We start from the raw sequence: 26,247 nt of genomic DNA, 5'->3' as shown, positions 1-26,247 counted from the left end.
GCTCGGCGACCTCCCGCCGTCTGCCGCGGGCCCGAGTCGGTGCTGTCCGGGCCGGTGCTGTCCGGGTCGCTGCTGTCCGAGCCGGTGCCGGCGCGGATCGCCGGCCGGGGCCGGTCCGCCCGCGCCGGTGCACCCGTCGCGGCTACGGCGCGGCGGGCAGCAGCCGCGCCAGGGCGGATCGGGCCGTCGCGCCGAGTGTGCCGGGATCCATCCCGGTCCGCCCGAGCGCGACGATGCCGAGCTGGGTGGCGAGGACCGTGCCGGCGACCGTCCCGGCGTCGACGCCGGGATCGAGGTCGCCCTCGCGCTGCGCCCGCTCGAGCGCGGCGGCGAGCACGGCGGTGACCCCCTCGTAGGTGCGGCGGGCCTCGGCCGCCACGTCGGGGGTGCTGACGGCGAGCTCGGCGTTGGTGTTGGCGAGCAGGCAGCCCCGGCGTGCGGCCGCGCCGGTCGGGTCGCCGGCCGGGCCGAGCACGAACTCGCGCACGACGTCGATCCCGCGCTCCGCGGAGGCCAGGCGCTCGCGCAGCATCCGCAGGTTCGCGTCGTCGTAGTCGCGCAGCACCCGCAGGAACAGGCTGCGCTTGTCGCCGAACGCCCCGTACAGGCTGCCCTTGCCCAGCCCGCTCACCCGCAGCAGGTCGTCCATCGACGTCGCCGCGTAGCCCTTGTCCCAGAACTCGTCGCGGATGGCCAGGACGACCCGGTCCTCGTCGAACTCGCGGGGCCGGGGCACGCCGCCACGATACGAGTTCTGGACCGCACGGACCACCAGATGTGGGGTGTGCGGCACGACCCTTGCCGGATATGGACCGATCGGTCAATATCGATGGCGGCCGCCCGGAGCGAGGTGCTCCCGGTCCGGACCGTCGTGGGGAGAGATCACCGTGAACATCGGAATCATCGGCGCCGGCCAGGTCGCCACCACCGTCGCCGGACACGTGCTGCCGCGCGGGCACCGGGTCGTGCTCAGCAGCTCGCGCGACCCGGAGTCGCTGGCCCCGCTGGTCGCCGGGCTCGGACCGGGCGCCGCGGCGGGCACCCCGCAGCAGGCCGCCGAGCAGGACATCGTCGTGCTGGCGGTGGACTGGCCCAACGTGCAGAAGGCGCTGTCGGCGATCCCGAGCTGGGCCGATCGCGTGCTCGTCGACGCCACCAACCGCTTCACCGGCACCGCGCCGCTCGCGCTGGGCGACATCTCCGGGCGCACCTCCAGCGAGATCGTCGCCGATCTCGCGCCCGGGGCCAGGGTGGTCAAGGCGTTCAACTCGGCGCCGATGGCCTGGCTCGCCGATCCGCCCGCCGGGAAGGCCCGCACCGTGCTGTTCGTCTCCGGCGACCACGCCGGGCCGAAGGCCGTGGTCGCCGGACTGATCGAGGAGATCGGCTTCGCGGCCGTCGATCTCGGGACGCTGGCCGTCGGCGGGCGGCTCCAGCAGGTCGGCGGTCCGCTGGCCGGGATCCGGCTGCAGCTCACCGACCGGTTCACGCTGTGACGGGCCGGGCGGAACGACCGGCGCGACAGCGTCGGGCGCCGGACGTCGGTCACCGCAGCTCCGCGACGACCCCCGCCACCAGCGGGTCCAGGTCCGCGCCCCGGTCCGCCTCCTCGACCAGGTTGGCGATCATCGCCGGCGCCCAGAACTTGCGCAGGTGACCGGCGATCGTCCCGACCGCCTCGTCGTGCGGGCGGCCGGCGAACTGGCGGGCGATCTCGTGCGCCATCCGCAGTTCCGGGGTGGTGGTGCCGGACATCGTCAGTCACCCGCCACGGCGACGGCGGCGGTGTGCCCGGCGTCCTCGGTCCCGGCCTCGGCCGCCACCCGCAGCGCCACCTGCACCGCGGTGACCTTGTACTCCGGGCAGTTCGTCGCCCAGTCGGAGTTCTCCGTGGTCACCACGTTCGCCCCGGAGACCGGATGGTGGAACGTCGTGTAGACGACGCCGACCGGCATCCGGTCCGACAGCCGGGCGCGCAGCCGCGTCGAACCGACCCGGGAGCTGATCTCGACGAACTCGCCGCCGGAGATCCCGCGGTCCTCCGCGTCGTGCGGGTGGATCTCCAGCACGTCCTCGGCGTGCCAGGACGAGTTCGCGGTGCGCCGGGTCTGGGCGCCCACGTTGTACTGGCTGAGGATCCGGCCGGTGGTCAGGATCAGCGGGTAGCGCCGGGTGCTGCGCTCCAGCGTCGGCACGTAGGTGGTGGGCATGAGCTTGCCCTTGCCGCGGGCGAAGCCGTCGACGTGCATGATCGGCGTGCCCAGCGGGGCGGCGTCGTTGCACGGCCACTGCACCGAGCCGACCTCGTCGAGGTGCCGGTGGCTGACCCCGGCGAACGTCGGGGTGGTCGCGGCGATCTCGTCCATGATGTCCGACGAGCTCGCCCAGCCCATGTCGAAGCCCATCAGGCCGGCGATCTCGCTGACCACCTGCCACTCGTGCTTGCCGGTGCGCGGCGCCGTCGTCGGCCGCACCCGGTTGATCCGCCGCTCGGCGTTGGTGAAGGTGCCGTCCTTCTCCAGGAAGGACGTCCCGGGCAGGAAGACGTGCGCGAACCGGGCCGTCTCGTTGAGGAACAGGTCCTGCACGACCAGGCAGTCCAGCGCGGTGAGCGCCTCCTCCACGTGCCGGGTGTTCGGGTCGGACTGGGCGATGTCCTCGCCCTGCACGAACAGCCCGCGGAAGGTGCCGCGCACGGCGGCGTCGAACATGTTCGGGATCCGCAGCCCGGGGTGCGGGTCCAGGGTGGTGCCCCACAGCTGCTCGTAGATGTCGCGCACCGACTCGGTGCCGATGTGCCGGTAGCCGGGCAGCTCGTGCGGGAACGAGCCCATGTCGCAGGAGCCCTGCACGTTGTTCTGGCCGCGCAGCGGGTTCACCCCGACGCCCTCGCGGCCGATGTTGCCGGTCAGCATCGCCAGGTTGGCCATGCCCATCACCATCGTCGAGCCCTGCGAGTGCTCGGTGACGCCGAGGCCGTAGTAGATCGCGCCGTTGCCGCCGGTGGCGAACAGCCGGGCCGCCGCCCGGACCTCCTCGGCGGGGACGCCGATCACCTCCTCCAGGATCTCCGGCGAGTTCTCCGGCGAGGAGATGAACTCAAGGTACTCGTCGAGGCCCTCGCAGCGGGCGTCGAGGAACTCCCGGTCCGTCAGGTCCTCGGTCACCACCACGTGCGCCATCGCGTTGACCAGCGCCACGTTGGTGCCCGGCTGCAGCTGCAGGTGGTGCGCGGCCTCGATGTGCGGCGAGCGGACCAGGTCGATCCGGCGCGGATCGGCGACGATCAGCTGCGCGCCGGCCCGCAGCCTGCGCTTCATCCGGGACGCGAACACCGGGTGCGCGTCGGTCGGGTTGGCGCCGATCACCAGCAGCACGTCGCTGTGCTCGACCGAGGCGAACGTCTGGGTGCCGGCCGAGGTGCCGAAGGTCTGGTTCAGGCCGTAGCCGGTGGGGGAGTGGCAGACCCGGGCGCAGGTGTCGACGTTGTTGTTGCCGAACGCCCCGCGGACCATCTTCTGGACCGCGTAGACCTCCTCGTTCGTCGTCCGGGACGAGGTGATCCCGCCGATCGCGCCCTGGCCGACCTCGTCGCGGATCGCGGAGAACCGGCGGGCAACCTCGCCGAGCGCGGTGTCCCAGTCGACGACCCGCCACTCGTCGTCGATCGAGTCGCGGATCATCGGCGACAGCTGCCGGTCCGGATGGTCGGCGTAGCCGAACGCGAACCGCCCCTTGACGCAGCTGTGCCCCTCGTTGGCGCCGCCGTCCTTGTACGGCACCATCCGGACCAGCTGGTCGCCGCGCAGCTCGGCCTTGAACGAGCAGCCGACGCCGCAGTAGGCGCAGGTGGTGAGCACCGTCCGGTTCGGCATGCCGAGATCGACGACCGACTTCTCCTGCAGCGTCGACGTCGGGCAGGCCTGCACGCAGGCACCGCAGGAGACGCACTCCGAGGACAGGAAGTCCGGTGCGCCGCCGGGCACGATCCGGCTGTCGAAGCCGCGGCCCTCCATGGTGAGCGCCAGGGTCCCCTGCACCTCGTCGCAGGCGCGGACGCAGCGCGAGCAGGCGATGCACTTGCTGGGGTCGTAGTCGAAGTACGGGTTCGACGTGTCCTTGCCCTCGTCGAGGTGGTTCGCGCCCTCGTAGCCGTAGCGGACGTCGCGCAGCCCGACCACACCCGCCATGTCCTGCAGCTCGCAGTCGCCGTTGGCCGGGCAGGTCAGGCAGTCCAGCGGATGGTCGGAGATGTAGAGCTCCATCACGCCGCGGCGCAGCTCGGCCAGCTCCGGGGTCTGGGTGGACACCGTCATGCCGTCCGCGCACGGGGTGGTGCAGCTGGCCGGGGTGCCCTTGCCGCCCTCGATGTCGACCAGGCACAGCCGGCAGGAGCCGAACGGTTCGAGCGAGTCGGTCGCGCACAGCTTCGGGATGGTGATGCCGGCCTCGGCGGCCGCGCGCATCACCGAGGTGCCCGCCGGGACCTCGACGGTGTGGCCGTCGATCTCGACGGTGACCGTGGTGTCCGAGGTGCGGGCCGGGGTGCCGTGGTCGGTCTCCTTGAGCAGGGCCATCGCTACTCCTCCGTGCCCATCAGTGCCGCGTTGCGGGCGGCGGTGTCGGCGGCGAACTTGTCGGGAACCGGCAGTCCGGTGTGCACCGGCGGCCGGTCGAAGTCCTCGGCGAAGTCGGTGACGGCGCTGCGCACCGGCATCGGGGTGAGGCCGCCCATCGCGCACAGCGAGCCCTTGGTCATGGTGTCGCAGAGGCTGTCCAGCAGGAGCAGGTTCCGCTCCCGGTCGACCCCGCCGATGATCTTGTCGATGGTCTCGACGCCGCGCACCGCGCCGACCCGGCACGGCGTGCACTTGCCGCAGGACTCGATCGCGCAGAACTCCATCGCGAACCGGGCCTGGCGGGCCATGTCGACGGTGTCGTCGAACACCACCACGCCGCCGTGCCCGATCATCGCGTTCGCCGCGGCGAACCCCTCGTAGTCCATCGGCAGGTCGAACCGGGTGGTCGGCAGGTAGGCGCCCAGCGGGCCGCCGACCTGCACGGCGCGCACCGGCCGGCCGGACGCGCTGCCGCCGCCGTAGCCCTCGACCAGCTCGCCGAGCGTGATGCCGAACGCGGTCTCCACGATCCCGCCCCGGCGGATGTTGCCGGCCAGCTGGAACACCTGGGTGCCGCGGGACCGGTCGACGCCCAGCTCCTGGTAGGCGGCCGGGCCGTCGGCCATGATCATCGGGACGGAGCCCAGGGTCAGCACGTTGTTGACGACCGTCGGCCTGCCGAACAGCCCCTCCAGCGCGGGGATCGGTGGCTTCGCCCGGACCGTGCCGCGCCTGCCCTCGAGGCTCTCCAGCATCGAGGTCTCCTCACCGCAGATGTAGGCACCGGCGCCGACCCGGACGAACAGGTCGAACGACAGGTCGCTGCCGGCGATCCGCTCGCCCAGCCGGCCGCGGGAGTAGGCGATCTCGATGGCCTGGCGCATCACGCGGACCGCGTCCGGGTACTCCGAGCGCAGGTAGATGTAGCCCTCGGTGGCGCCCACCGCGTACGCGGCGATGGTCATGCCCTCGATCAGGGTGAACGGGTCACCCTCCATCAGCATCCGGTCGGCGAACGTGCCGGAGTCGCCCTCGTCGGCGTTCGCGCAGACGAACTTCAGCCCGGCCGGGGCGTCGTGCACGGTCTTCCACTTGATCCCGGCCGGGAAGCCCGCGCCGCCGCGGCCGCGCAGGCCGGACTCGGTGACGGTCTCGACGACCTCGGCCGGCGACATCTGCAGGGCCCGGTCGAGCCCGGCGAACCCGCCGTGCCGGAGGTAGTCCTCGATGTTCAGCGGATCGATCACGCCGACCCGGCGGAAGGTGACCCGCTGCTGGGAGGACAGCCAGTCGATGTCGTCGGTGCGGCCGTGGCAGAGCCGGGTGGCCGCGCCGTCGAGCATCCCGTCGTCGACCAGCCCGGCGACGTCGGCGGCGGTCACCGGCCCGTAGGCGATCCGGCCGCCGTCGGTGTCGATCTCGACCAGCGGCTCCAGCCAGAGCATGCCGCGGGAGCCGTTGCGGACGATCCGGATCTCCCGCCCGGCGCCGGCGGCGGCCGCGGTGAGCGCGTCGGCGACCTCGTCGGCGCCGACCGAGCGGGCCGCGGAGTCGGCCGGGACGTACACCGTCACCGGGGCGCTCATCGGGCCCGCTCCTGCAACAGCGCGTCGAACCGGTCGGGGGTGACCCGGCCGTGCAGCCGGCCGTCGACGGTGACGGCCGGGCCGAGCGCGCAGTTGCCGAGGCAGAAGATCTGCTCCAGCTCGTAGGTGCCGTCGTCGGTGCGGGCGTCCATCGCGATGCCGAGCGTGCCGGTGGCGTGCTCGACGAGCTCGTTCGCGCCGACCGCCTGGCAGGCCTCGGCGCGGCAGATCTGCACGACGCACTCCGCGGCGGGGGTGCGCCGGAAGTCCTTGTAGAACGTGGCGACGCCGTGCACCTCGGCCTCGGAGAGGTTGAGCACCTCGGCGATCACCGCCGTGTCGGCGTGCGTGATGTGGCCGATCTCCTCGACCACCCGGTGCAGGATCGGCATCAGGGCGCCGCGCTCGCCGGACAGGCCCGCGGCGATCTCCCGGACGGCGGCGGCCCGTCCGGTGTCCAGTGCCACGTCAGACATGTGCCTCCCCATCGCCAGTGATGCTCCTCACACGTTGTCAAGAGGGAGACGCATCGACAAGAGTCCTGTGAGTCGACCTGTCGATCCGTTGATAAGTAACGTCGATCACAGCTGGTTAGACTCGTGTGATGCCGCCCGACATCCTGATCCGCCAGCTGGAGTACGTGGTGGCGCTGGCCCGGGAGCAGCACTTCGGCCGGGCCGCAGCGGCCAGCCACGCCAGCCAACCCGCGCTGTCCGCGGCGATCCGGAAGCTGGAACGCGAGCTGGGCGTGACGATCGTGCAGCGCGGCCGCCGGTTCGCCGGGTTCACCGACGAGGGCCGCCGGGTCGTCGCGTGGGCGCACCGGATCCTCGCCGAACGCGACGGGCTCCGGAACGACCTGGACCGGATGCGCGACGAGCTGACCAGCACCCTGCGGATCGGCGCGATCCCGACCGCGGTGCCGCCGAGCCCGCTGGTGACCACGCCGTTCCGGGAGCGCCATCCGCAGGCCGGCGTGCGGATCGAGGCGCTGTCGTCGACCGAGATCCTCCGCAAGCTGGAGGAGTTCGAGATCGACGTCGGACTGACCTACCTCGACCCGCACACCCCGGAGGCCACCGCGGCCGTCCCGCTCTACCGCGAGCACTACCTGTTGCTCACCCCGGCCGACGGGCCGGCCGCCGGGCGGCCGACGGTGCGCTGGAGCGACATCGCGGCGCTGCCGCTGTGCATGCTCGACACCAGCATGCAGAACCGCCGGATCCTGGAGCACGCGGCCGCCGCGGCGGGCACCCGGCTGACCCCGGCCGTCGAGACGAACACCGTCGACGGCCTCTACGCGCACGCCGCGGGCGGGGCGTGCTCCAGCATCATCGCGCACACCTGGCTGCACGCGTTCGGCATCCCGGAGGGGATGACGACGATCCCGCTGGCCGAGCCGAGCCCGCAGCCCGCGGTGGGCATCGTGATCCCGGGCAGGCAGCCGAACTCGATCGCGGCGAACGCGCTGCTGGAGGTGGTCGGTGGGCTCGACGTCGCCGGCGAGCTGGACCGCTCGGTCGCGGCGGTGACCGGCTCGGTCGGGCCGTGGGGCGCCGTCCCGGCGCCGGACCTCCGGTAGCAGCCCGCCCGCGCCGCGCCGCGCCCCGCCCGCACCGTCCCCGCCCGCACCGTCCCCGCCGCGCCCCGCCCCGCCCGCGCCCCGCCGGCCGGGTCCGCACGGGACCGGTGTCCGCACGGGATCGGTGTGTCCGCACGGGATCCGATGCCGTGCGAACGGCGGGAACCCGTGCGGACCGATCAGGTGGTGGCCGGCGCCGGCGCCGGCGCCGGGGGACCGTAGGCCAGTCGCCGGAGCAGCGCCTCGGCCGGGCCGGGAGCGCCGCGCCGTTCCAGCGCGACCGCCCACAGCACCGTGAGCAGCCAGACCCCGATCGCGAACGCGGCCGTCGCCGCGCTGCCGAGGCTCCCGCCGAGACCCAGGCCCCAGGCCGCGAGCAGCGGGGCGCACAGCACCGACTGGGCCAGGTAGCAGCTCAGCGACCGCTTCCCGACCGCGGTCAGCGCGCCGCCGAGCGGCCCGGGCGGCCGGTCCGCGAACCGGCCGCCGACCAGCCCGAACACCGCGACGTAACCGAGGCCGCAGGCCAGTCCGGTGAGCATCTGCGGCATCGCGAACGACGACATCGCCGGAGACAGCGCGTCGAGCACCCCGATGTGGTTCAGCGCGAGCGGCAGCCCGCCGAGCCAGCCGATCGAGATGCCGCCGACGGCGGTGATCCACAGCAGCCGCCGGTGCTCCTGCGGGCGCTCCAGCACGCCGCGGCGGGCGGCCCAGAACCCGAGCAGGATCGACACCGGGACGACCATCCCGACGGGACCCTGGATCACCAGCACCTGCAGCGGCCACATCGTCATCCGTGCCAGCGCGGCGCCGAGGACGTCCGGGTCGGACACGCTCGCCCGCGCCAGCACGGTGACCACGGAACCCAGGTCGTTCGGCGGCTGCTCCCCGGCCAGCACGGCGAGCCCCTCCAGTGCCGACAGTGCCGCGAGCAGCGCGAGCAGCCCGGTGCCGACGCCGGCCCAGACCAGCAGCGTCCGGTCCGACCGGCGCAGGAACAGCCACACCAGCACCAGCCCGCACAGGCCGTAGGCACCCAGCACGTCGCCGCCCCACAGCAGCAGGGCGTGCATCGCGCCGAACGCGACCAGCAGCAGGTTGCGGCGACGCAGCAGCCGTCGTGCCTCGTCGTCGGAGAGCCCGGCGCGGCGCTGCCGTCGCAGGATCATCACCAGGCCGTAGCCGAACAGGAACGCGAACATCGGATAGACCCGCAGGTCCACCGTGGTGATCAGGACGGCCTGGACGATCCGGTCGGCGACCGATCCGTCGACCGGGTGCGCGCCCATCCCGCCGTGCGGTCGTCCGTAGAGGTAGTACGGGGTGTTCGCCAGGACGATCAGCAACAGCATGATCCCCCGGGCGAGGTCCGGCCCCGGTATCCGGCCGGTGGGCCCGGCCGTGCCGGGCGGTGCGGGCGACCGTGCGTGGTCGGTGGTCATGGTTCCCCCCTGTGCTGGTGCGGTGTGGCGCCGACGGCGTGCTCGAACAGGTCGGCCAGCTCGGTGGCGTGCGCGTCGACGTCGTGATCGGGATAGCTGTCGGCGTAGGCGACCATCGAGTCGATGGCGGCCTGGACGGTCACCGCCATCACCCGGGTGTCGAACCGGCGCAGCTCGCCGGACTCCTGGCCGGCCCGGAACATCTCCTCCATGCCGCGGTAGAGCGGCTCGTTGAACTCGTCGCCGTAGCGCAGCCGGCCCTGCGCGTCGCGGAGGTTGTTGAGGATCTCGGCCAGCGCGACCATCTCGGCCCGGTGCGCGCCGACGTAGCCGCCGACGGCGATGATCCGGGCGCGCAGCCGCCCGACCGCGGTCGTCTCGCGCTGGATGTGCGGCACGACGAACTCGGTGATCTCCCGGTACAGGTGCTCGACGAGCTGGTCGACCAGGTTGTCCCGGCCGGCGAAGTGGTACGCGATCACGCCCTTGCTGATGCCGGCGTGCTCGGCGATCCGGGCCAGTGAGGCGTTCGCGTAGCCGAGTTCGGCGATGGTCGCGACGGCGCTGTCGATGATCTGCGCGCGCCGGACGTCCTCGATGACCGAACGCCGCTTCTGACCGGTCGGGCTATTTTCTGACCGCATGGATTAGAATTAGCACGCTCGGTCAGTCCTGTGCAACGATCGGGGTCGGGAGCGGTCGTCGTACCGAGGGGGTGACCGATGGGAGAGGGTCCGCCGACGATCGAGCGGGTGCGCGATCCCGATCTGCTCGTCGCGAACGCGTTCCTGTTCGACCGGCCGGTGACAGCGCACGGCGCGGCCGACTTCCTGCGCCGCGAGGGGCACCTGCTGCTGCTCGCCCGGGCCGCCGACGGCACCGGCATCGGCTTCGTGTCCGGGATCGAGATGCGCCATCCGGACGATGATCCCGAGATGTTCGTCTACGAGCTGGGCGTCGAGGAGCCCTGGCGCCGCCGCGGGGTGGCAGCGGCGCTGCTGCGTGCGCTGGGGGAGGAGGCCGGTCGCCGGGGCTGCACGGGCATGTGGACCGGGACCGGGCGGGACAACGTCGCGGCGCTCGCCACCTACCGGTCGCTCGGGGCGGAGGTCGACGACCGCTCGGTCTTCGTGACCTGGGAGACCGGCCCCGGTCCGGACGACGCGCGGACGCGCTGACCCACGCGACCGGCCCGGGGCAGCGGGGCGCCGGCCGCGGTTCGCACGGGTTCGCTGCGTTCGCACGGGATCCGATCCCGTGCGGATGGGCCGATCCCGTGCGGACGCGATGGCGTGCTGGATCGCGCCGGGTGGGCCCGTGAACGGGGTGGGCCGGGTGGGCCGGGTGCGTCTGTCGGTGCGGTGCCGGTCAGGCGGGCAGTGCCAGCAGGTCCGCGTGGCCGACGGTCACCCGCAGCGTCCCCGCCGCCTGCTCGCGGTCCCGGCGGTCCCGGTAGGCCCCGGCCGGCCCGTTCAGCTCCGGGCGCTGCTCGCAGGCCGCGTCCAGCCAGCCGGCCAGCCACTCGCGCAGCAGGCCGGGGCGGTCCGGTCCGAGCTGCCACGGTGTCTCCGCGGTCCGGACCCGGGCGCCGCGGCGGGTGAACGCGTCGGTGGCGGCGGCGGCCGCGTCCGGGCCGAGCAGGCGCCGCCCGCCGGTCACACGTCGCTGGTGGTCGTCGAACGCGGCGGCGAGCTCGCGGTCCAGCGGATCGGCCGGATCGAACCGGACCCGGCCGGTGACCGACAGCGTCAGCAGGGCCGGGACCCCGGCGCCGGTGCACGCATCGGCCAGCGCCTCGATCTCGTCGGCGGTCAGCATGTCGAGCAGCGCCGACGCGGTGACCAGGGAGGTGCCGGCCAGCGCGGTGGCGTCCAGCGCGGTCAGGTCGCCGGGCGCGGCCTCGCCGGTGACCCCGGCGGGCAGATCGGCGACCGCGTGGCGGAGCAGCTCGGCGTCGCGGTCGTGCAGCATCCAGTGCTGGTCCGGCGGCGCGGGCTGGTCCGGCTGCGCGGGCTGGTCCGGCGGCGCGGGCAGGTCCGGCGGCGCGGGCCGGGTGGACCGGTGCGGGTGCGCGGGGTGGTCCGGCGGAGCCGGCCGGTCCGCCTGCGCGGGACGGTCGTCGCGGCGCCGGTGCAGCAGCGGCGCGAGCCAGCGGGACATCGAGCCGGTGCCGCAGCCGAGATCGCGCACCAGCAGCGGCCCGGGTGGCAGCGCGTCCCGCAGGGCGGCGGCGAGCGTCGCGGAGCGGGCGTCGGCGTCGGCGGGTTCGCGCAGTGCCAGCCAGTCCGGCGGGCAGCTCTGCGATCCGGCCGCACCCTGCAGCGGGGCGGTCACGCCAGGCCGCGCTCTCGGCCGACACCGGGGGGCCCGGCACTGGGGGCCGTGGCGATGCCGGCGCCGGTGCGGGTCCCGCTGGTACGAGTTCCGGCGGTGCGGGCCCCGGTGCGTCCCCCGCCGCTACGGGTCCCGGTGCTGCTGGTCCGGGTGCTGCCGATCACTGTGTCTCCTCCGGGTCGTCGCGCCGTCGTGGGGCCGCTACCGGTGTGAACGTGCGGGAGGCGCCGCACGTTCACCGTCCGGCCGGGATCGGCTGCCCGTAGGCGTCGAGGAAGCGGTCGCGGAAGGCGTCCATCGGCCAGACCGGCGCGGCGGGCGGCGGCCGCAGCCCGGCCGACCAGTCCCAGTCGTCGATCCGGTCGAGCACCTCCGGGTCCCGGGTGATGATCGAGACCGGGACGTCCCGGCTCGCCGCGGCGCCGGTGACCACCGAGGCGGGCTGGTGGTCCCCGAGCATGACGACGACGAGATCGTCGTCGCCGAACCGCTCGATCCAGCCGAGAGTGGCCTCCAGCGCGTACTCGGTGGAGCGCAGGTAGTCCTCGCGGATCGCGTCCGGGTCCCCGGCGAAGATCGACTCGAAGGTGCGCTGGTCATCGGCGTACGGGGCGTAGACCGAGCCGTCGCCGACCTCGTCCCACCCGAGCATCGGCGGCACCGGAGTCCACGGCGCGTGGCTGGAGGTGAGCGCGATCTCGGCCATCAGCGGCCCGCGGTCGGTGCGGTCGTGCTCGAGCCGGGAGAACGCCGACAGGGCGTACTGGTCCGGCATCGGGGACCAGCTGAACGGCGGCCCCTGGTAGTCCAGGCCGTCGAAGGCGTGCACCCGCTGGTGGCCGTAGAAGTCGGCCTCCGGCCAGGCCCGCGTCGTGCCGGGCATGACGGCGGTGGTCTCCCAGCCGGCGTCGCGGAACGCCCGGACCAGGGTCAGCCGGTCCGAGGTGACGAGCGCGTCGTGCCGGCGCTGGTCGTCGATCCGGAGCCCGGAGAACAGCGTCGCGTGCGCCAGCCAGCTGCCGCCGCCGCTGATCGGGGAGGTCAGGAACCCGCTGCGGGAGTCGAACCCGGCGTCGTCGAGGCGGCGGTCGGAGTCGTCCAGCAGCGCCGTGGTGCGCGGGGCCATCTCCGGGTCCTCCAGCGCGGTCCGCCCGTAGCTCTCGACGACGGCGAACACGACGTCCTTGCCGCGCAACGCGCCGAGCAGCTGGTCGCCGGGGACGTCGGCGTAGGCGTCCTCGGCGAGCTCGGAGGCGAAGGACCGCTGGTCGGCGATCGCGGCCGGGATGCCGACGGCCCGGTCGCGCAGCTGGGTGACGCCATCGGCGGCGGCGACCGGGACGCCGGGCACCAGCTGTGCCCCGACGACCGCCCACACGACCAGCCAGACCGTGCCGAGCGCGGCCGCGCCGGGCAGCGCGACCCGGCGGTGCCGGGCGGCCAGACCGGCGAGCCGGACGACCGCCAGCGCCGTCGCCACCAGCAGCCCGACGGCCAGCACCCCGGCCAGGACGGCGACCAGCACCGCGCCGGCCGGGCCGAGGGTGCCGCGCAGGAACTCCTGCGCGTTGCCGATCAGCACCCAGTCCGCGACCGGGTCGAACGGGCGGTCCAGGAAGATCACGAAGCCGAGGTCGAACAGCTTCAGCAGCCCGACGACGGCGAGCAGCAGCCCGGCCACCGCACCGGTGATCCGGCGGGCCCGGCCGGGCAGCAGCGCCAGGACGGCGACGCCGAGCACGATCTCGATCGGCAGCCGCAGGAACGCCGCCGGCACGATGTTCACCGGGTCGCCGGGCAGCACCAGGATGAGCGCGACCAGCGCCGCACAGACCGTGGTGAGCAGTGCGGCACCGGCCGCCCGCCAGCGGACCGGGTGCTCGTCGGCGGCCCGCCAGAGCCAGACCACCGACGTCCCGAACGACCAGAGCAGCGCCGCCAGCGCGACCGCGAGCACGGCGTGCCCGATCGTGCCGGGCAGCAGCCCGGCGGCGGCGGCGATCAGCACGACGCCCTGCAGCGCGGCGACCACCTTCGCCGAGCGGCGCACCGGCAGCGACCCCTGCAGCCACGGCAGCACCCGGGCCGCGCCGACGAAGGCGTAGCGCAGCAGGCCCAGCGCCGGCGCCCACCACAGGTGCGAGGCGATCGCGACGTGCACCGACAGCACCAGCAGCAGCAGCGCGTCGGTCTCCATGTCGAACCGGGCGCCCAGCTCGCTCGCGGTGCCGGTGCGGCGGGCGACGATCCCGTCCACCGCGTCGAGCCCGAACGCGACGAGTGCCAGCGCCACCAGCGCGACCTGCCCGGGGCCGTCCAGCCCGATCAGCGTCGCGACCGCGACCACCAGCACGCCGCGGGCCAGCGTGACGACGCCCGCGGGACCGAGCGTCACCGCACCGCCGGACACCGGTGCCGCGGCCGGGCCGGGCCGGGGTGCGGCTACGGGGTCCGCATCCGTGGCGCCGGCGGGATCGGCACCGGCGGGATCGGCGCCGGCGGGATCGGCGCCGGCGGGATCGGCGCCGGCGGGATCGGCGCCGGCGGGATCGGCGCCGGCGGGATCGGCGCCGGCGGGATCGGCGCCGGCGGGGTCAGTGCCGGTGGAGTCAGTGCCGGCGGGGTCCGGGGTCCGCCGGGCGGCCCGGGCGAGCACCGCCGCGGCCGCGGCGCCGAGGGCCGCGCCGAGCAGTGCGCGCACCAGTCCCACGTCGGTGAAGGCCGCGAGCAGGGTCAGCACGACGGCCAGCAGTGCGGCACCGGCCACGAGCTGCCGGGCGACCGGCGCGGTCGCGAGGGCCCGGGCGAGACGGGGAATCACGACCGTCAAGGATGCCCGAGCCCGGACGATCACGCCGGGGCGGCCCGGGCGTAGACGTCGCCGGAGCGGCCCAGCGGGCGGCGGCGGTCGAGCAGTGCCCGCAGCTCACCGGCGTCCAGCCAGTGCCCGCCGGCGCTGTCGTCCCACTGCATCGTCTCGACCGGGGAGTAGCGGTAGACGTAGCGCCCGAGGGCCTCGACCCGGGCCAGCGCGGCCAGCGCGGCGTCGTGCGCGGCGGGCAGGTACTCGAACGACAGGGCGGGCAGCGGCCGGGACAGCCCGGCGAGGACGTCCGCCTCGAAGCCCTCGACGTCGATCTTGCAGAAGGCGGGCGTCCCGTGCGTGGCGACGAGCTCGTCGAGGGTGGTGACCGGCACCGCGACCTGGTCCTCCCAGCGCACCCGGGCGAAGCCGGAGTCGTCGGCGACGGTGCTGCGCCAGTCCTCCGACATCGACGACACGGTCGGCGTGGCCCGGGAGATCCCGAGCCGGGCGGTGCCCGGGCGGGCCCCGAGCGCGGTGGGCAGCACGGTCACGCCGTCGTCGCGGCCGAAGAACAGCCGCAGCAGCCGGACGAAGTCGGGCTGGGGCTCGACGGCGACCACCCGCGCGCCGAGGGACCGCCAGGCGCGGACCCGGTTGCCGGCGTGCGCGCCGACGTCGAACGCGAGATCGCCCGGTCCGAGGAACGGCGCGTAGAACTCGCGCATCCGGCGCTGCCGCCCGGGGATCCCGTGGTACATCGCGAGGGAGCGGGCGATTCCGAAGGCACGGGTCAGCACGCGGGCCGAGGGTAGTCGGCGCGGGCCGGCGGGCGCGGGGCCGGGCGGTCACGTACGGCGGATTGTCGGGCATCGACGGTGTCGTTATGGTGCTGTAACTCACAAAACAAGTATCTGAAACACCGATTCTGGATGCTCTCCTCGCTGCTCGTGGAGCGGGCACCGGTCACCGGTCCGTGGGCGCATCCCGTCCCTGTCGTGCTCGTCCCGGAGAGGTCTTGATGATCAACTTCACGATGTCCGACCAGCAGAAGAAGCTGCAGTACGACGTCCGAGCATTCGCCGAGAACGTGCTGAAGCCGGTGGTCGCGGCCGCGGACGCGGAGCCGGACCCGCTGAAGGGCTTCCAGCTGACCAAGCCCGCCTACGTCGAGGCGTACCGCGCCGGGATCGCCATGTGCATGCTTCCCGCGGAGTACGGCGGGGGTGGGGTCTCCTGCGTCGACCTGGTGGTCGCGGCCGAGGAAATCTGCGTCGTGGATCCCGGTTTCGCCTGCACCGTCCTGTGCAACGGGCTCGGCCTGATGCCGGTCGCCTGGTACGGCTCCGAGGAGCAGAAGGAGCGGTTCCTCCGCGCGGCGACGTCCGACCCGAGCGGCGAGTACCTGGGCGGCTGGACCGCCAGCGAGCCCCCCGGCAACCCGTCCGGCACGGCGAACTTCGACATCCCGCTGCCGCGCCCGGCCGGCGTCGGGCTGACCGCGGTACGCGACGGCGACCACTTCGTCGTCAACGGGCGGAAGTACTGGCCGTCGTCGGCCGGGTGGGACGAGCGCGGCGTGAACGCGGGCACCCTGATCGTCCGCACCGACCCGGAGAAGGGCGGCACCGAGGGCCTGTCCGCGCTCGTCCTGGAGCGGGACACCCCCGGCGTCACCTACCGGCATCTCGACAAGATCGGGCACCGGCTGGCGTCCAACGCCGAGATCGTCTTCGACAACGCCCGGATCCCGGTGGCGAACCTGCTGCCCGGCGCCGAGGGCAACGGCGATCTGGTCATCAACCGGAACTTCGCCTGGTCCGGGCCGGTCGCGGCGATCGCGGCGGTCGGGATGGCCCGGGCCGCCTACGAGATGGCGCTGGACTTCGCCAAGGGCAACACCGCGGGCGCGCTGCGGCCGATCATCGGCTTCCAGAACGTCGGCTACGTGCTCGGCGACGTCGCGTCGAAGATCGAGATGGCCCGCGCCTTCTCCTGGCGGGCCGCGGACTACCTGGACAAGCACGACCAGCACGCGGAGCTGGTCGGCGCGATGAACAAGATCCAGGTCACCGAGCTGATGTTCGACTGCGTCTACAAGTGCATGCAGATCGTCGGCGTGAACAGCCTGGAGCTGCAGAACGGCTTCGGGAAGATCCTGCGGGAGGCGGCCGTCCTGCCGATCTACGACGGCGGCAACATGGGGATGCAGCGCCGTCGCGTGCACGGCATCCTCGCCGATCCGCTGTTCAACCCGCGGGCGATCATGGAGGACGAGTACGTGCGCTTCGGCAAGGAGCACGAGGGCATCGGGACGCTCGTCCCCTGATCCGCGCCCGGTCCGCGCCGCCACCGGTCCCGCGGGGCCGGTGGCGGTGTCGGCCGGGTTCCGCGGCGGGCAACAGGTACCGTTCGAGGCGCCAGTGCAGCGACGGGAGCGGCGCCACGATGAGGCACACCAGCCATGCGGACTACGCGCTGCGCGTCCTGCTCTACCTGCGGGTGGCGCCGGGACGGCGCGGCTCGGTCGGCGAGATCTCGGCCGCGCACCGGGTGTCGCGCAACCACCTGGACAAGGTCGTCCAGCGGCTCGCCGGCGCCGGGCTGGTGGAGACCAGCCGCGGCCGCGGCGGCGGGGTGCGCCTGGTGCGCGATCCGGCCACCATCACCGTCGGCGAGGTGATGCGCACGATGGAGAACGACTTCGCGGTCGTCGAGTGCCTGGGGCCGGCCCGCTACTGTCGGATCGCCGGTGTCTGCGGCGCGCGCAGCGTGTTCGCCCAGGCGCTGGACGCCTACTTCGAGGTGCTCGACGCCTCGACCATCGAGGACGTCGCCGTCAACGACCAGGGACTGCGCGGTGCCCTCGGCATGATCCAGGGCGCCACCGGCAGCTGAGCGCCGCCCGCCGGCGTCCGGCCCGGCCCTGTTCGGCTCTGTTCGGCTCGGCAGGAGGGCACACGGATGGCTGTCGACTTCGAGCTGACGCCCGAGCAGCGGACGCTCAAGTACGCGGCGCGCGAGTTCGCCCGCGAGGTGCTGCGCCCGGCGGCCGAGCGGGCCGACGCCCACCCGGACCCGCAGGAGGCGTTCCGCCTCATCAAGCCGGTCTACGAGCAGGCCGTCGCGTCCGGGCTGAGCACGATGTTCCTGCCCCGCGAGTACGGCGGCGGGGGCGCGTCCACGGTGGACTTCCTGCTCGTCGTCGAGGAGCTGTGCGCGGTCGATCCCGGCTTCCCGACCGTGCTGCTGGTCAACGGCCTCGCCCTGATGCCGATCCTGTGGTCGGGCACCGAGACCCAGCGCGACCGCTGGCTGCGCCGGGCGACCGACCGCGACAACGTCGACTTCCTCGCCGGGTTCGCGGTGAGCGAGCGCGGCGGGACGGCCAACTTCGACCATCCCAGCCCGCGCGGCGGCATCCAGGTGGTCGCCGACCACGACCGGGCCAACGGCGAGTACGTGCTGTACGGCGAGAAGCACTGGCCGTGCAACGCCGGCGGCTGGGACCTGCGCGGCGCCGACGTCACCCTGTGCGTCGTCCGGACCGACCGCGACGCGGGCGGCACCGGGGCGCTCAGCGCGATCCTGGTCGAGCGCGGCACCGACGGCGTCGAGCACGAGGTGATCGACACGATGGCGCACCGCACCTGCCAGAACGTCACGATGACCTTCCGCGGCGCCCGGGTCCCGGAGGAGAACGTGCTCGCCGTCGGCGAGGGCGACCTGCTCGTCAACCGGAACTTCACCTGGTCCGGCCCGATCGCGGCGATCGCCGCCGTCGGCCTGGCCCGCGGGGCCTACGAGTTCGCCCTGGACTGGGCCCGGACCTACACCGGCGGCGGCACCGTCCCGATCATCCGGCACCAGGCCGTCGGTCACCTGCTGGCCGACATCGCCGCCCGGATCGAGGCCGCCCGCTACTTCGCCTGGAAGGCCGCGCACTACCTGGACCGGCACCCCGGGCAGGGCCAGGCGCTCGGCGGGATGAACAAGACCTACTGCACCGAGTCGATGCAGGGCGTCGTCACCGACTGCATGCGGCTGGTCGGGGTGAACGCGCTCGACCGGAGGTTCCCGCTGGCCCGGTACTACCGGGAGGCGGCCGTGTTCTCCCTCTACGACGCCGGGAACCTGGGCATGCAGCGCCGGCGGGCGTGGGGCGTGATGACCGACCGGGGGTTCGGGCCGGACACCTTCGTCGACGACGAGGACCTCGCCTTCAGCCGGTCGATGCAGGGATGGGGGACGGGGGGTGGGCGGGGCTGAGCGGTGCCGGGGCGGCCCCGGCGCCGGCACCGATCACGTCTGCTGATCACCGTCGATGCGGACTTCGCATTGGACAGCACGGTGGGCGGTCGGCCTAGGGTCGACCCGTGCCGCACGAGAACCCCGCGAGCTGTCGGCTCCGCTGACCGACCCCCGTCCCGGGCCGGATCCTGCGCTCCTCCGGGTCGCACGCCGAGATCGGCAGACCTCCGCCCGGACGCGTCGCGGCGGCCCCCGCATGCCGAGAGGTTCCCGCACGATGCCCGACGAGACCCCATCCCCGGACACCGGTCCCGCGTCCCCGGCCGCCCGCCTGCGCGCCCGCTACGGCGGTGACACCCCGCTGCTCCCGCCGCCCGCCTGGTCCGCGGTGGTCGAGGCCCAGCTCAGGCACCGCTCGGTCCGCGCCTACCTGCCCGATCCGGTGCCCGACGACGTCCTGACCACCCTGGTCGCCGCCGCCCAGTCCGCGGCGACGTCGGGGAACCTGCAGCTCTGGAGCGTCGTCGCGGTGCGCGACGCAGACCGGCGGGCCAGGCTCGCCGCGCTCGCCGGCGGCCAGCGGCACATCGAGCAGGCGCCGCTGCTGCTGGTGTGGCTCGCCGACCTGGCCAGGGCCCGGACGATCGCCGCGGAGCGCACGGGGGAGACCGCGGGGGCGGACTACCTGGAGAGCACGATCGTCGCGTTCGTCGACGCCGCGCTGGCGGCGCAGAACGCCGCGCTGGCTGCGGAGTCGCTCGGGCTCGGCACCGTCTACATCGGTGCGTTGCGGAACCGGCCGGCCGAGGTCGCCGAGGAGCTCGGGCTGCCGCCGCACGTGGTGGCGGTGTTCGGGCTGGTCGTCGGCCGGCCGGACCCGGTGCACACCACGCCGGTCAAGCCGCGGCTGCCGCAGGAGGTCGTCCTGCACCGGGAGCGCTACTCGGCCGACGGCACGGCGGAACAGCTGACCGGCTACGACCGGCTGCTGACCGAGTTCTACGCCGACGAGGGGCTCGCCGGGAGCTGGGCGGAGCGGGTCGCGGCCCGGTTCGGGTCGGTCGAGGGACTGCACGGCAGGCACCTGCTGCGCGAGGCACTGCAGGAGCGGGGATTCCCGCTCCGATGAGCAGCGAGCCGACGGGCAGCGGGCCGACGGGCAGCGGGACGGACCGGTCGGACGGCGCGCACTGGCGACCGCACAGCACCCACTGGGGAGCGTTCCGGGCCCGTACCGAGGACGGCGCGTTGCGGGTGGTCCCGCGGCCCGGCGACCCCGATCCGTCCCCGATCCTCGGCAACGTCGCGTCGGCGGTCGGGCACCGCGCCCGCGTCCTGCGACCCGCGGTGCGCCGCGGCTGGTGGGAGGACGGCCCCGGGCCCGACGACCGCCGGGGGACCGACGACCACGTCGAGGTCGGCTGGGACGAGGTCCTGGACCGGCTGGCGGGCGAACTCGCCCGGGTGCGCGACGGCTTCGGGCCGGCTGCGATCTACGGCGGCAGCTACGGCTGGGCCAGCGCCGGGCGGTTCCACCACGCCCAGAGCCAGCTGCACCGCTTCCTCAACCTGGCCGTCGGCGGCTACACCCGCTCGGTCGGGTCCTACAGCGGTGCCGCCGCCGAGGTCGTGCTGCGGCACGTCCTCGGGCCGAGCGAGACCGTGTCGAAGGGCCCGGTGACCTGGGACCAGGTCGCCGCGCACACCGACACCGTCCTCGCGTTCGGTGGCATGGCACTGAAGAACAGCGCGGTCGGCGGCGGCGGGATCAGCACTCACGTCGAGCGGGACGCGATGCGCGCCGCAGCGGCCCGCGGTGCCCGGTTCGTGCTGGTCGGGCCGCTGCGCGACGATCTTCCGGCCGAGGCGTCCGCAGAGTGGATCGCGGTGCCACCCGGCTCGGACACCGCGCTCGTGCTGGGCATGCTGCACACCCTGGTGAGCGAGCGGCTGCACGACAGCGCCTTCCTGGACCGGTACTGCGTCGGCTGGGACCAGCTCGTCCGGTACCTGGACGGCTCCGCCGACGGGACGGTCCGGGACGCCGCCTGGGCCGCCGGCCGGACCGGGCTGGACCCGGCCACGATCACCGGGCTGGCCCGCAGCGCCGCCCGTGGCCGCACCCTGGTGACCGTCGCCCAGTCCCTGCAGCGGGCCGAGTTCGGCGAGCAGCCGGTGTGGGCGGCGATCGCGCTGGCCGCCGCGCTCGGCCGGATCGGGCTGCCCGGCAGCGGGTTCGTGTACGGCCTCGGTTCCATCGGCCACTACGGACGACGACGAGTGGCCGTCCCGATCGCCGCGCTGCCGCAGGGCACCAATCCGGTCCGCTCCGTCATCCCGGTCGCGCGGATCGCCGACATGCTGCTGCACCCGGGCGAGCAGTTCGACCACGACGGCAGGCGGCTGCGCTACCCGCACGTCCGGCTCGCCTACTGGGCCGGCGGGAACCCGTTCCACCACCATCAGGACCTCGGCCGGCTGCGCCGCGCGGTGCGCCGGCTGGACACCCTCGTCGTGCACGAGCCGGCCTGGACCGCGACCGCACGGCACGCCGACGTCGTCCTGCCCAGCACCTGGACGATCGAGCGCGAGGACATCGGGGCCGGCCCGTTCGACCCGGTGATGACGGCCATGCACCGGCTCGCCGATCCGCCCGGCGAGGCCCGGGACGACTACACGATCTTCAGCGCCCTCGCGGACCGGCTCGGCGCGGGCGCGGCGTTCACCGAGGGGCGGACCGCGCGGGAGTGGCTCGCCCATCTCTACGGGACGACCCGCGCGGCGCTCGCCGCGGCCGGGCTGCCGGCGCCGTCGTTCGACCGGTTCTGGGAAGACGGCGAGCTGGCGCTCCCGCAGCTCCCCGACGACGGCGGGATCCTGGCCGCGTTCCGGGCCGACCCGGAGTCCGCTCCGCTGCCGACCCCGTCCGGCCGGATCGAGATCGGCTCGGCGACCGTCGCCGGGTTCGGTCTCGCCGACGCCCCGGGGCATCCGGCCTGGTTCCCGCCGACCGACGTGCCGGACGCCCGGCACCCGCTGTGGCTGGTCGCCAACCAGCCGGCCACCCGGCTGCACTCGCAGCTGGACTTCGGCGCACACAGCGCGGCGCGGAAGGTCCGCGGCCGGGAGGTGCTCCGCATGCACCCCGCGGACGCCGCGGCGCGCGGCGTCGACGACGGCGATCTCGTCCGGGTGGCGAACGACCGCGGTGCCTGCCTGGCCGCGGTGGCGGTCACCGACCGGATCCTGCGCGGCGTGGTGCAGCTGCCGACCGGAGCCTGGTTCGATCCCGCCGATCCGGCCGCGCCGGTGCCGTTCTGCGTGCACGGGAACCCGAACGTGCTGACCCGGGACGTGGGCACGTCGTCACTGGCGCAGGGCTGCACCGGGCAGCACACCGCGGTCGAGGTCGCCCGCTGGGACGGACCGGTCCCGCCGGTCCGCGCCTACGAGCCGCCGGTGCCGGTCCGCCCGGCCCGATCGATCGTGGATCGGGATCGGTCGTGATGGCGATTCGTCGTTGGACGCCCGCACCCGGCGCGGGCGAGACTTCGACGGTGATCGGGACGACGACCTGCCGGGGCGCACGACGCCCGTCGGGTCCCGTCGCCGGCACCGGTCGTCCCGGCGGGAGCGCGCTGACCCGACGCCGGTTCATCGACCACGGAACTGTCCACTCGGCCGGCTGTCCCAGGCACTGACAGCCCGCCACCCACCACCGCCGCCGTGCGGTGCCACCGCGACCGGTGCCCGTCCACCGGTCCGGAGTACCCGCGCGGGACCGGTCGGCGGTCCGTGCAGTTCCCTCCGTGCCAGGAGACCAGGTGCCCGTCGAGTTCATCAGTGCCGCCTACGCCAACCCCAGTACCGAGCTCGACCCCGCCGCCGGGGCCGGTGTCGATCCCGCCTACCTGCGCCGCTACGTGCGGGCCCTCGAGGACGCCGGGTTCGACTACACGCTGCTGGCCTACAGCTCGACCTCGTTCGACCCGTTCACCGTCGGCGGCGCGATCAGCCAGGTGACCGAGCGGATCCGGCCGTTGATCGCGCTGCGCCCCAACACCGTCCATCCGACGGTGGCCGCCCGGAAGCTGGCCACCCTGGACCAGCTCTCGAACGGCCGGGCCGCGGTGCACATCATCTCCGGCGGCCAGACCGCGGAGCAGGCCCGCGAGGGGGACCGGCTCGACAAGCGGGCCCGGTACGCGCGGTCCGCCGAGTACATCGGGATCCTGCGCCGGGCGTGGACGGAGACCGAGCCGTTCGACCACGCCGGAGGGCACTACTCCTTCGAGGACTTCACCGCGGCCGACATCCGCCCGGTGCACGGCACGATCCCGGTCTCGGTCGGCGGCTCGTCACCGGACGCCTACCGGGTCGGCGGCGCGCTCGGCGACATCTTCGGGCTGTGGGGCGAGCCGCTCGCCGAGACCCGCGAGCAGATCGACGCCGTGTACGAGCAGGCCCGGCTGGCGGGCCGCACCGACCGGCCGCGGATCTGGGTCACCTTCCGCCCGATCATCGCCGCGACCGAGGAGCTGGCCTGGGAGAAGGCGCACCGGACGCTGGCCGCGCTCGGAGCCTTCCACGCCGCGCCGGGCCGCGGGCACGGCGCGCACTACCCCGCACCGGGGGTGGCGCGCCCGCAGAACGTCGGCTCGCAGCGCCAGCTCGACATCGCCGCCCGCGGCGACCTGCACGACCGGGCACTGTGGACGCCGACGGCGACCGCGACCAACGCGCGCGGTGCCGCGACCGCACTCGTCGGCACCCCGGAGACGGTCGCCGCGGCGATCCTCGACTACGTCGACCTGGGCGCCGAGCTGGTCTCCATCCGCGGCTACGACAACCTGTACGACGCGATCGACTACGGCCGCTACGTCCTCCCGCTGGTGCGCCAGGAGCTGGCCCACCGCAGCGCCACCGCCCGCGCCACGGCGGTCGCCGGCTCCTGAGCCGGCGGCCCGCCCTCCCCGAACCACCCCGGCCCCGGGGCACCTCCCTCTCCGAAAGGGCGACATCGCCATGTCCGGTCCACCCCTGCGCGCCCCCGCGCGCCTCGCGCTCGCACTGAGCGGCGCCCTGCTGCTGACCGGCTGTGCCGGCGGCGTGGCCGCGCCGGCCGCCGGCGACGCGGGCGCCCCACAACCCGGTGGCACCTACACCCACGCGCTGGAGAGCACGCCGTCGCCGCAGTGCTTCGACGCCGCCCAGCAGCGCAACCACGTGGCGCTCAACGCGATCCGGCCGCTCGTCGACTCGCTCGTCGACCAGGACCCGGAGACCGGCGAGATCACCCCCTGGCTGGCCAGCAGCTGGGAGACCACCGACGGTTCCAGCTACCGGTTCACGCTGGTCGAGAACGCGACCTTCAGCGACGGGCTGCCGGTGAACGCGGAGGCGGTCAAGGCCAACCTCGACCGGATCGCCGCGCTCGGCGCGACCGCGATCGGTGCCCAGCCGCTGTTCGAGGGCTACGCCGGGACCGACGTGGAGTCCGAGTTCGTCGCGACCGTGCGCTTCGACTTCCCGAACGCGCCGTTCCTGCAGGCCGCGGCCGGTGCCTGGTTCGGCCTCATCTCCCCGGCCGACACCGGCCGCACCGCCGAGGACCTGTGCAGCGGCGACTACGCCGGGTCCGGCCCGTTCGTCTACGAGGCCTTCGCCCGCGACCAGGAGTTCTCGGTCACCAAGCGGGCGGGGTACGACTGGGCGCCGCCGTCGGCCGGGCACACCGGCGAGGCGTACCTGGACCGGCTGGTCTTCAGCTTCGTGCCGGAGGGCAGCGTCCGGACCGGGCTGCTGCAGTCCGGCCAGGTGGAGTCGGTCTCCGAGATCCAGCCCCAGGACCTGCCCGCGATCGAGGGCGCCGGCCTGGAGGTCATCACGGTCGACGTCCCCGGGTACGGCCCGACCTACTTCGCGAACGCGCGCAGCGAGCTCGGCGGGGACGCCGCGGTGCGGGCGGCGGTGCAGCGCGGCATCGACCGCCAGGAGGTCGTCGACGCCATCTACGGTGTCCCCGGCTTCGAGCCCGCCCGCAGCGTGCTGACCCCCTCGGTGCCCTACTACGTGGACCTCGGTGACCGGCTCGTGCACGATCCGGACGGCGCCCGGGCGATCCTCGACGAGGCGGGCTGGGTGCCCGGCCCGGACGGCGTGCGGGTCAAGGACGGCAGGCGGCTGGAGATCAGCGTGCTCGGTTCCTCGGTCTTCCTGCGCACCCAGGAGCTGATCCAGCAGCAGCTCGCCGCGATCGGCATCTCCGCGCCGATCCGCCAGCTGGACGAGGCGAGCACCGCCTCCGCGCTGGCGGCCGGTGACTACGACTTCTACCAGTGGACGATGACCCGGGCCGATCCCGACGTGCTGCGCGCGGTGTTCTCCTCCGACCACACCGCCCAGGGGTACGCGCTGCTGCCGCCGTCCGAGCTGGACACCTACCTCGACGGCCAGCTGGCCGAGGTCGATCCGGCCCGCCGCGCCGAGCTCGTCCGCAGTGCCCAGGAGTACATCGTGGACAACGCCTGGGCGATCCCGATCAACAGCCGGGCCCGCACGTTCGGCCTGGCCGGGCACGCGCACGGCCTGCGCACCGACGCGGAGTCCAAGCTGAACTTCTACGACGCCTGGGTCGAGAGCAGCTGACGGTCGTGCTCCGCTACCTGGCCGGTCGGGTGGCCCAGGCGACGTTTGTCGTCTGGGCCGCCTTCACCGCGACGTTCGTGATCCTCTGGATGCTGCCCGCGGATCCGGTCCTGCTGATGCTCAACCAGGAGGGCGGGACCAGCCTCGATCCGGAGGTGGTGGCGGAGCTGCGCGCCCGGCACGGCCTGGACCGGCCGGTCGTCGTGCAGTACCTCGACCGGCTGACCTCGGCGCTGCGCGGCGATCTCGGCACGTCGTTGCACTCGGGGCGGCCGGTCGCCACCGAGATCGCCGAGGCGCTGCCCGAGACGCTGACGCTCGCCGCCGCCGCGTTCGTGCTGGCGGTCGGCGCGGGGACGGCGATCGCGCTCGTCGCGACCTACACCCGCCGCCGGTGGCTGAGCCAGCTGCTGCTGTCCCTGCCGCCGCTGGGCGTGGCGGTCCCGGGCTTCTGGCTGGGGATCCTGCTGCTGCAGGTGCTGTCGTTCCGCTGGGGGCTGCTCCCCGCCGGCGGCAACCGCGGCGTGGAGTCGCTGATCCTGCCCGCCGTGACGCTCGCGGTGCCGACCACCGCCACGGTCGCCCAGGTGCTGGCCAAGAGCCTGTCCGACACCTGGACCCAGGCGCACGTCGTCACCGCGCGGGCGAAGGGCGCGTCCCGGATCCGGGTCCATCTCGGGCACGCCTTCCGCAACGCGAGCCTGCCCGCCGTCACGATCGTCGGGATGGTGGTCGGCACGATGCTGTCCGGCGCGGTGGTCACCGAGACCATCTTCACCCGGGCCGGGATCGGCAGGCTGACCCAGAAGGCCGTCGAGACGCAGGACATCCCGATGGTCCAGGCGCTCGTCGTGCTCGCCGCCGTGATCTTCGTCGTGGTCAGTCTCGCCGTGGACCTGCTGTACCCGCTGCTGGATCCCCGGATCAGGCGCCGGACCGCCGCCCGGACGTCGTGACCCTCCCGTACCGAAAGGTCCTG

Annotated in this window: 21 protein-coding genes; 11 read left to right on the top strand and 10 right to left on the bottom strand. The window is 74.1% G+C overall.

Annotated features, from left to right (window positions below):
* Positions 1 to 142 precede the first annotated feature (142 nt).
* The gene (locus ABD160_RS23045; protein WP_344025885.1) at positions 143 to 736 is read right to left on the bottom strand and encodes a TetR/AcrR family transcriptional regulator; all 594 of its coding nucleotides are present in this window, start codon (positions 734 to 736) and stop codon (positions 143 to 145) included.
* Positions 737 to 887: 151 nt separating this feature from the next.
* On the opposite strand from ABD160_RS23045, the gene ABD160_RS23040 reads away from it, so the two are divergent.
* Positions 888 to 1,496 (top strand): NADPH-dependent F420 reductase, encoded by a 609-nt coding sequence (locus ABD160_RS23040; protein WP_344025883.1) that lies wholly within the window; start codon positions 888 to 890, stop codon positions 1,494 to 1,496.
* A 49-nt stretch (positions 1,497 to 1,545) separates the two neighbouring features.
* On the opposite strand, the gene ABD160_RS23035 is transcribed toward ABD160_RS23040, so the two are convergent.
* Genes ABD160_RS23035 through ABD160_RS23020 form a run of 4 tightly spaced genes read right to left on the bottom strand, consistent with a single transcriptional unit; the run spans position 1,546 to position 6,681 of the window.
* Positions 1,546 to 1,755 (bottom strand): formate dehydrogenase subunit delta, encoded by a 210-nt coding sequence (locus tag ABD160_RS23035; protein ID WP_344025881.1) that lies wholly within the window; start codon positions 1,753 to 1,755, stop codon positions 1,546 to 1,548.
* A 2-nt stretch (positions 1,756 to 1,757) separates the two neighbouring features.
* Entirely contained in the window at positions 1,758 to 4,577 is a 2,820-nt protein-coding gene (gene fdhF, locus ABD160_RS23030; RefSeq protein WP_344025879.1) for a formate dehydrogenase subunit alpha, read from the bottom strand.
* Between the two features lie 2 nt (positions 4,578 to 4,579).
* Positions 4,580 to 6,205 carry a formate dehydrogenase beta subunit gene (locus ABD160_RS23025; protein WP_344025877.1) on the bottom strand — a complete coding sequence of 542 codons (1,626 nt, stop codon included), beginning with the start codon at positions 6,203 to 6,205 and terminating at the stop codon, positions 4,580 to 4,582.
* Complete coding sequence (locus tag ABD160_RS23020; RefSeq protein WP_344025875.1) at positions 6,202 to 6,681, bottom strand: NADH-quinone oxidoreductase subunit NuoE family protein; 480 nt, start codon at positions 6,679 to 6,681, stop codon at positions 6,202 to 6,204. The genes ABD160_RS23025 and ABD160_RS23020 overlap by 4 nt, the downstream gene beginning before the upstream one ends.
* Positions 6,682 to 6,809: 128 nt before the next feature.
* Between ABD160_RS23020 and ABD160_RS23015 the strand changes: the two genes are divergently transcribed.
* Complete coding sequence (locus ABD160_RS23015) at positions 6,810 to 7,787, top strand: LysR family transcriptional regulator (RefSeq protein ID WP_344025873.1); 978 nt, start codon at positions 6,810 to 6,812, stop codon at positions 7,785 to 7,787.
* A gap of 179 nt (positions 7,788 to 7,966) precedes the next feature.
* On the opposite strand, the gene ABD160_RS23010 is transcribed toward ABD160_RS23015, so the two are convergent.
* Together ABD160_RS23010 and ABD160_RS23005 are read right to left on the bottom strand one after the other, a co-directional pair.
* Entirely contained in the window at positions 7,967 to 9,232 is a 1,266-nt protein-coding gene (locus ABD160_RS23010; RefSeq protein ID WP_344025871.1) for a DUF418 domain-containing protein, read from the bottom strand.
* A complete protein-coding gene (locus ABD160_RS23005; protein ID WP_344025869.1) occupies positions 9,229 to 9,876 on the bottom strand; it encodes a TetR/AcrR family transcriptional regulator in 648 nt (215 codons plus the stop codon). Before ABD160_RS23005 ends, ABD160_RS23010 begins: the two co-directional genes overlap by 4 nt.
* 78 nt (positions 9,877 to 9,954) lie before the next feature.
* On the opposite strand from ABD160_RS23005, the gene ABD160_RS23000 reads away from it, so the two are divergent.
* A complete protein-coding gene (locus ABD160_RS23000; RefSeq protein WP_344025867.1) occupies positions 9,955 to 10,410 on the top strand; it encodes a GNAT family N-acetyltransferase in 456 nt (151 codons plus the stop codon).
* A 190-nt stretch (positions 10,411 to 10,600) separates the two neighbouring features.
* On the opposite strand, the gene ABD160_RS22995 is transcribed toward ABD160_RS23000, so the two are convergent.
* From ABD160_RS22995 to ABD160_RS22985, 3 genes are all read right to left on the bottom strand, one after another.
* A complete protein-coding gene (locus tag ABD160_RS22995; RefSeq protein ID WP_344025865.1) occupies positions 10,601 to 11,566 on the bottom strand; it encodes an SAM-dependent methyltransferase in 966 nt (321 codons plus the stop codon).
* 235 nt (positions 11,567 to 11,801) lie between these two features.
* Complete coding sequence (locus ABD160_RS22990; protein WP_344025863.1) at positions 11,802 to 14,387, bottom strand: CDP-alcohol phosphatidyltransferase family protein; 2,586 nt, start codon at positions 14,385 to 14,387, stop codon at positions 11,802 to 11,804.
* Positions 14,388 to 14,416: 29 nt separating this feature from the next.
* On the bottom strand, positions 14,417 to 15,169 hold the full coding sequence (locus ABD160_RS22985; protein WP_344025861.1) for an FkbM family methyltransferase: 753 nt from the start codon (positions 15,167 to 15,169) through the stop codon (positions 14,417 to 14,419).
* A 221-nt stretch (positions 15,170 to 15,390) separates the two neighbouring features.
* Here ABD160_RS22985 and ABD160_RS22980 point away from each other — a divergent pair, with 221 nt between their 5' ends.
* From ABD160_RS22980 to ABD160_RS22945, 8 genes are all read left to right on the top strand, one after another.
* The gene (locus ABD160_RS22980) at positions 15,391 to 16,698 is read left to right on the top strand and encodes an acyl-CoA dehydrogenase family protein (RefSeq protein WP_344025859.1); all 1,308 of its coding nucleotides are present in this window, start codon (positions 15,391 to 15,393) and stop codon (positions 16,696 to 16,698) included.
* A 119-nt stretch (positions 16,699 to 16,817) separates the two neighbouring features.
* Positions 16,818 to 17,267 (top strand): RrF2 family transcriptional regulator, encoded by a 450-nt coding sequence (locus ABD160_RS22975; RefSeq protein WP_344025857.1) that lies wholly within the window; start codon positions 16,818 to 16,820, stop codon positions 17,265 to 17,267.
* Between the two features lie 66 nt (positions 17,268 to 17,333).
* A complete protein-coding gene (locus ABD160_RS22970; RefSeq protein ID WP_344025854.1) occupies positions 17,334 to 18,638 on the top strand; it encodes an acyl-CoA dehydrogenase family protein in 1,305 nt (434 codons plus the stop codon).
* A 259-nt stretch (positions 18,639 to 18,897) separates the two neighbouring features.
* A complete protein-coding gene (locus tag ABD160_RS22965) occupies positions 18,898 to 19,749 on the top strand; it encodes an NADPH-dependent oxidoreductase (protein WP_344025852.1) in 852 nt (283 codons plus the stop codon).
* Positions 19,746 to 22,127, top strand: coding sequence for a molybdopterin-dependent oxidoreductase (locus ABD160_RS22960; protein ID WP_344025850.1), 2,382 nt, complete (start codon positions 19,746 to 19,748; stop codon positions 22,125 to 22,127). The genes ABD160_RS22965 and ABD160_RS22960 overlap by 4 nt, the downstream gene beginning before the upstream one ends.
* Before the next feature lie 317 nt (positions 22,128 to 22,444).
* Positions 22,445 to 23,575, top strand: a complete 1,131-nt coding sequence (locus tag ABD160_RS22955; protein ID WP_344025848.1) for an LLM class flavin-dependent oxidoreductase — start codon at positions 22,445 to 22,447, stop codon at positions 23,573 to 23,575.
* A gap of 70 nt (positions 23,576 to 23,645) precedes the next feature.
* Complete coding sequence (locus tag ABD160_RS22950) at positions 23,646 to 25,268, top strand: ABC transporter substrate-binding protein (protein WP_344025846.1); 1,623 nt, start codon at positions 23,646 to 23,648, stop codon at positions 25,266 to 25,268.
* 5 nt (positions 25,269 to 25,273) lie between these two features.
* Positions 25,274 to 26,224 (top strand): ABC transporter permease, encoded by a 951-nt coding sequence (locus ABD160_RS22945; protein WP_344025844.1) that lies wholly within the window; start codon positions 25,274 to 25,276, stop codon positions 26,222 to 26,224.
* Positions 26,225 to 26,247: the final 23 nt, after the last annotated feature.

The organism is Pseudonocardia kongjuensis (assembly GCF_039526905.1).
Classification (GTDB): Bacteria; Actinomycetota; Actinomycetes; order Mycobacteriales; family Pseudonocardiaceae; genus Pseudonocardia; species Pseudonocardia kongjuensis.
Note: the sequence above shows the minus strand (reverse complement) of the source record. Positions and strands in the feature narration are given on the sequence as shown.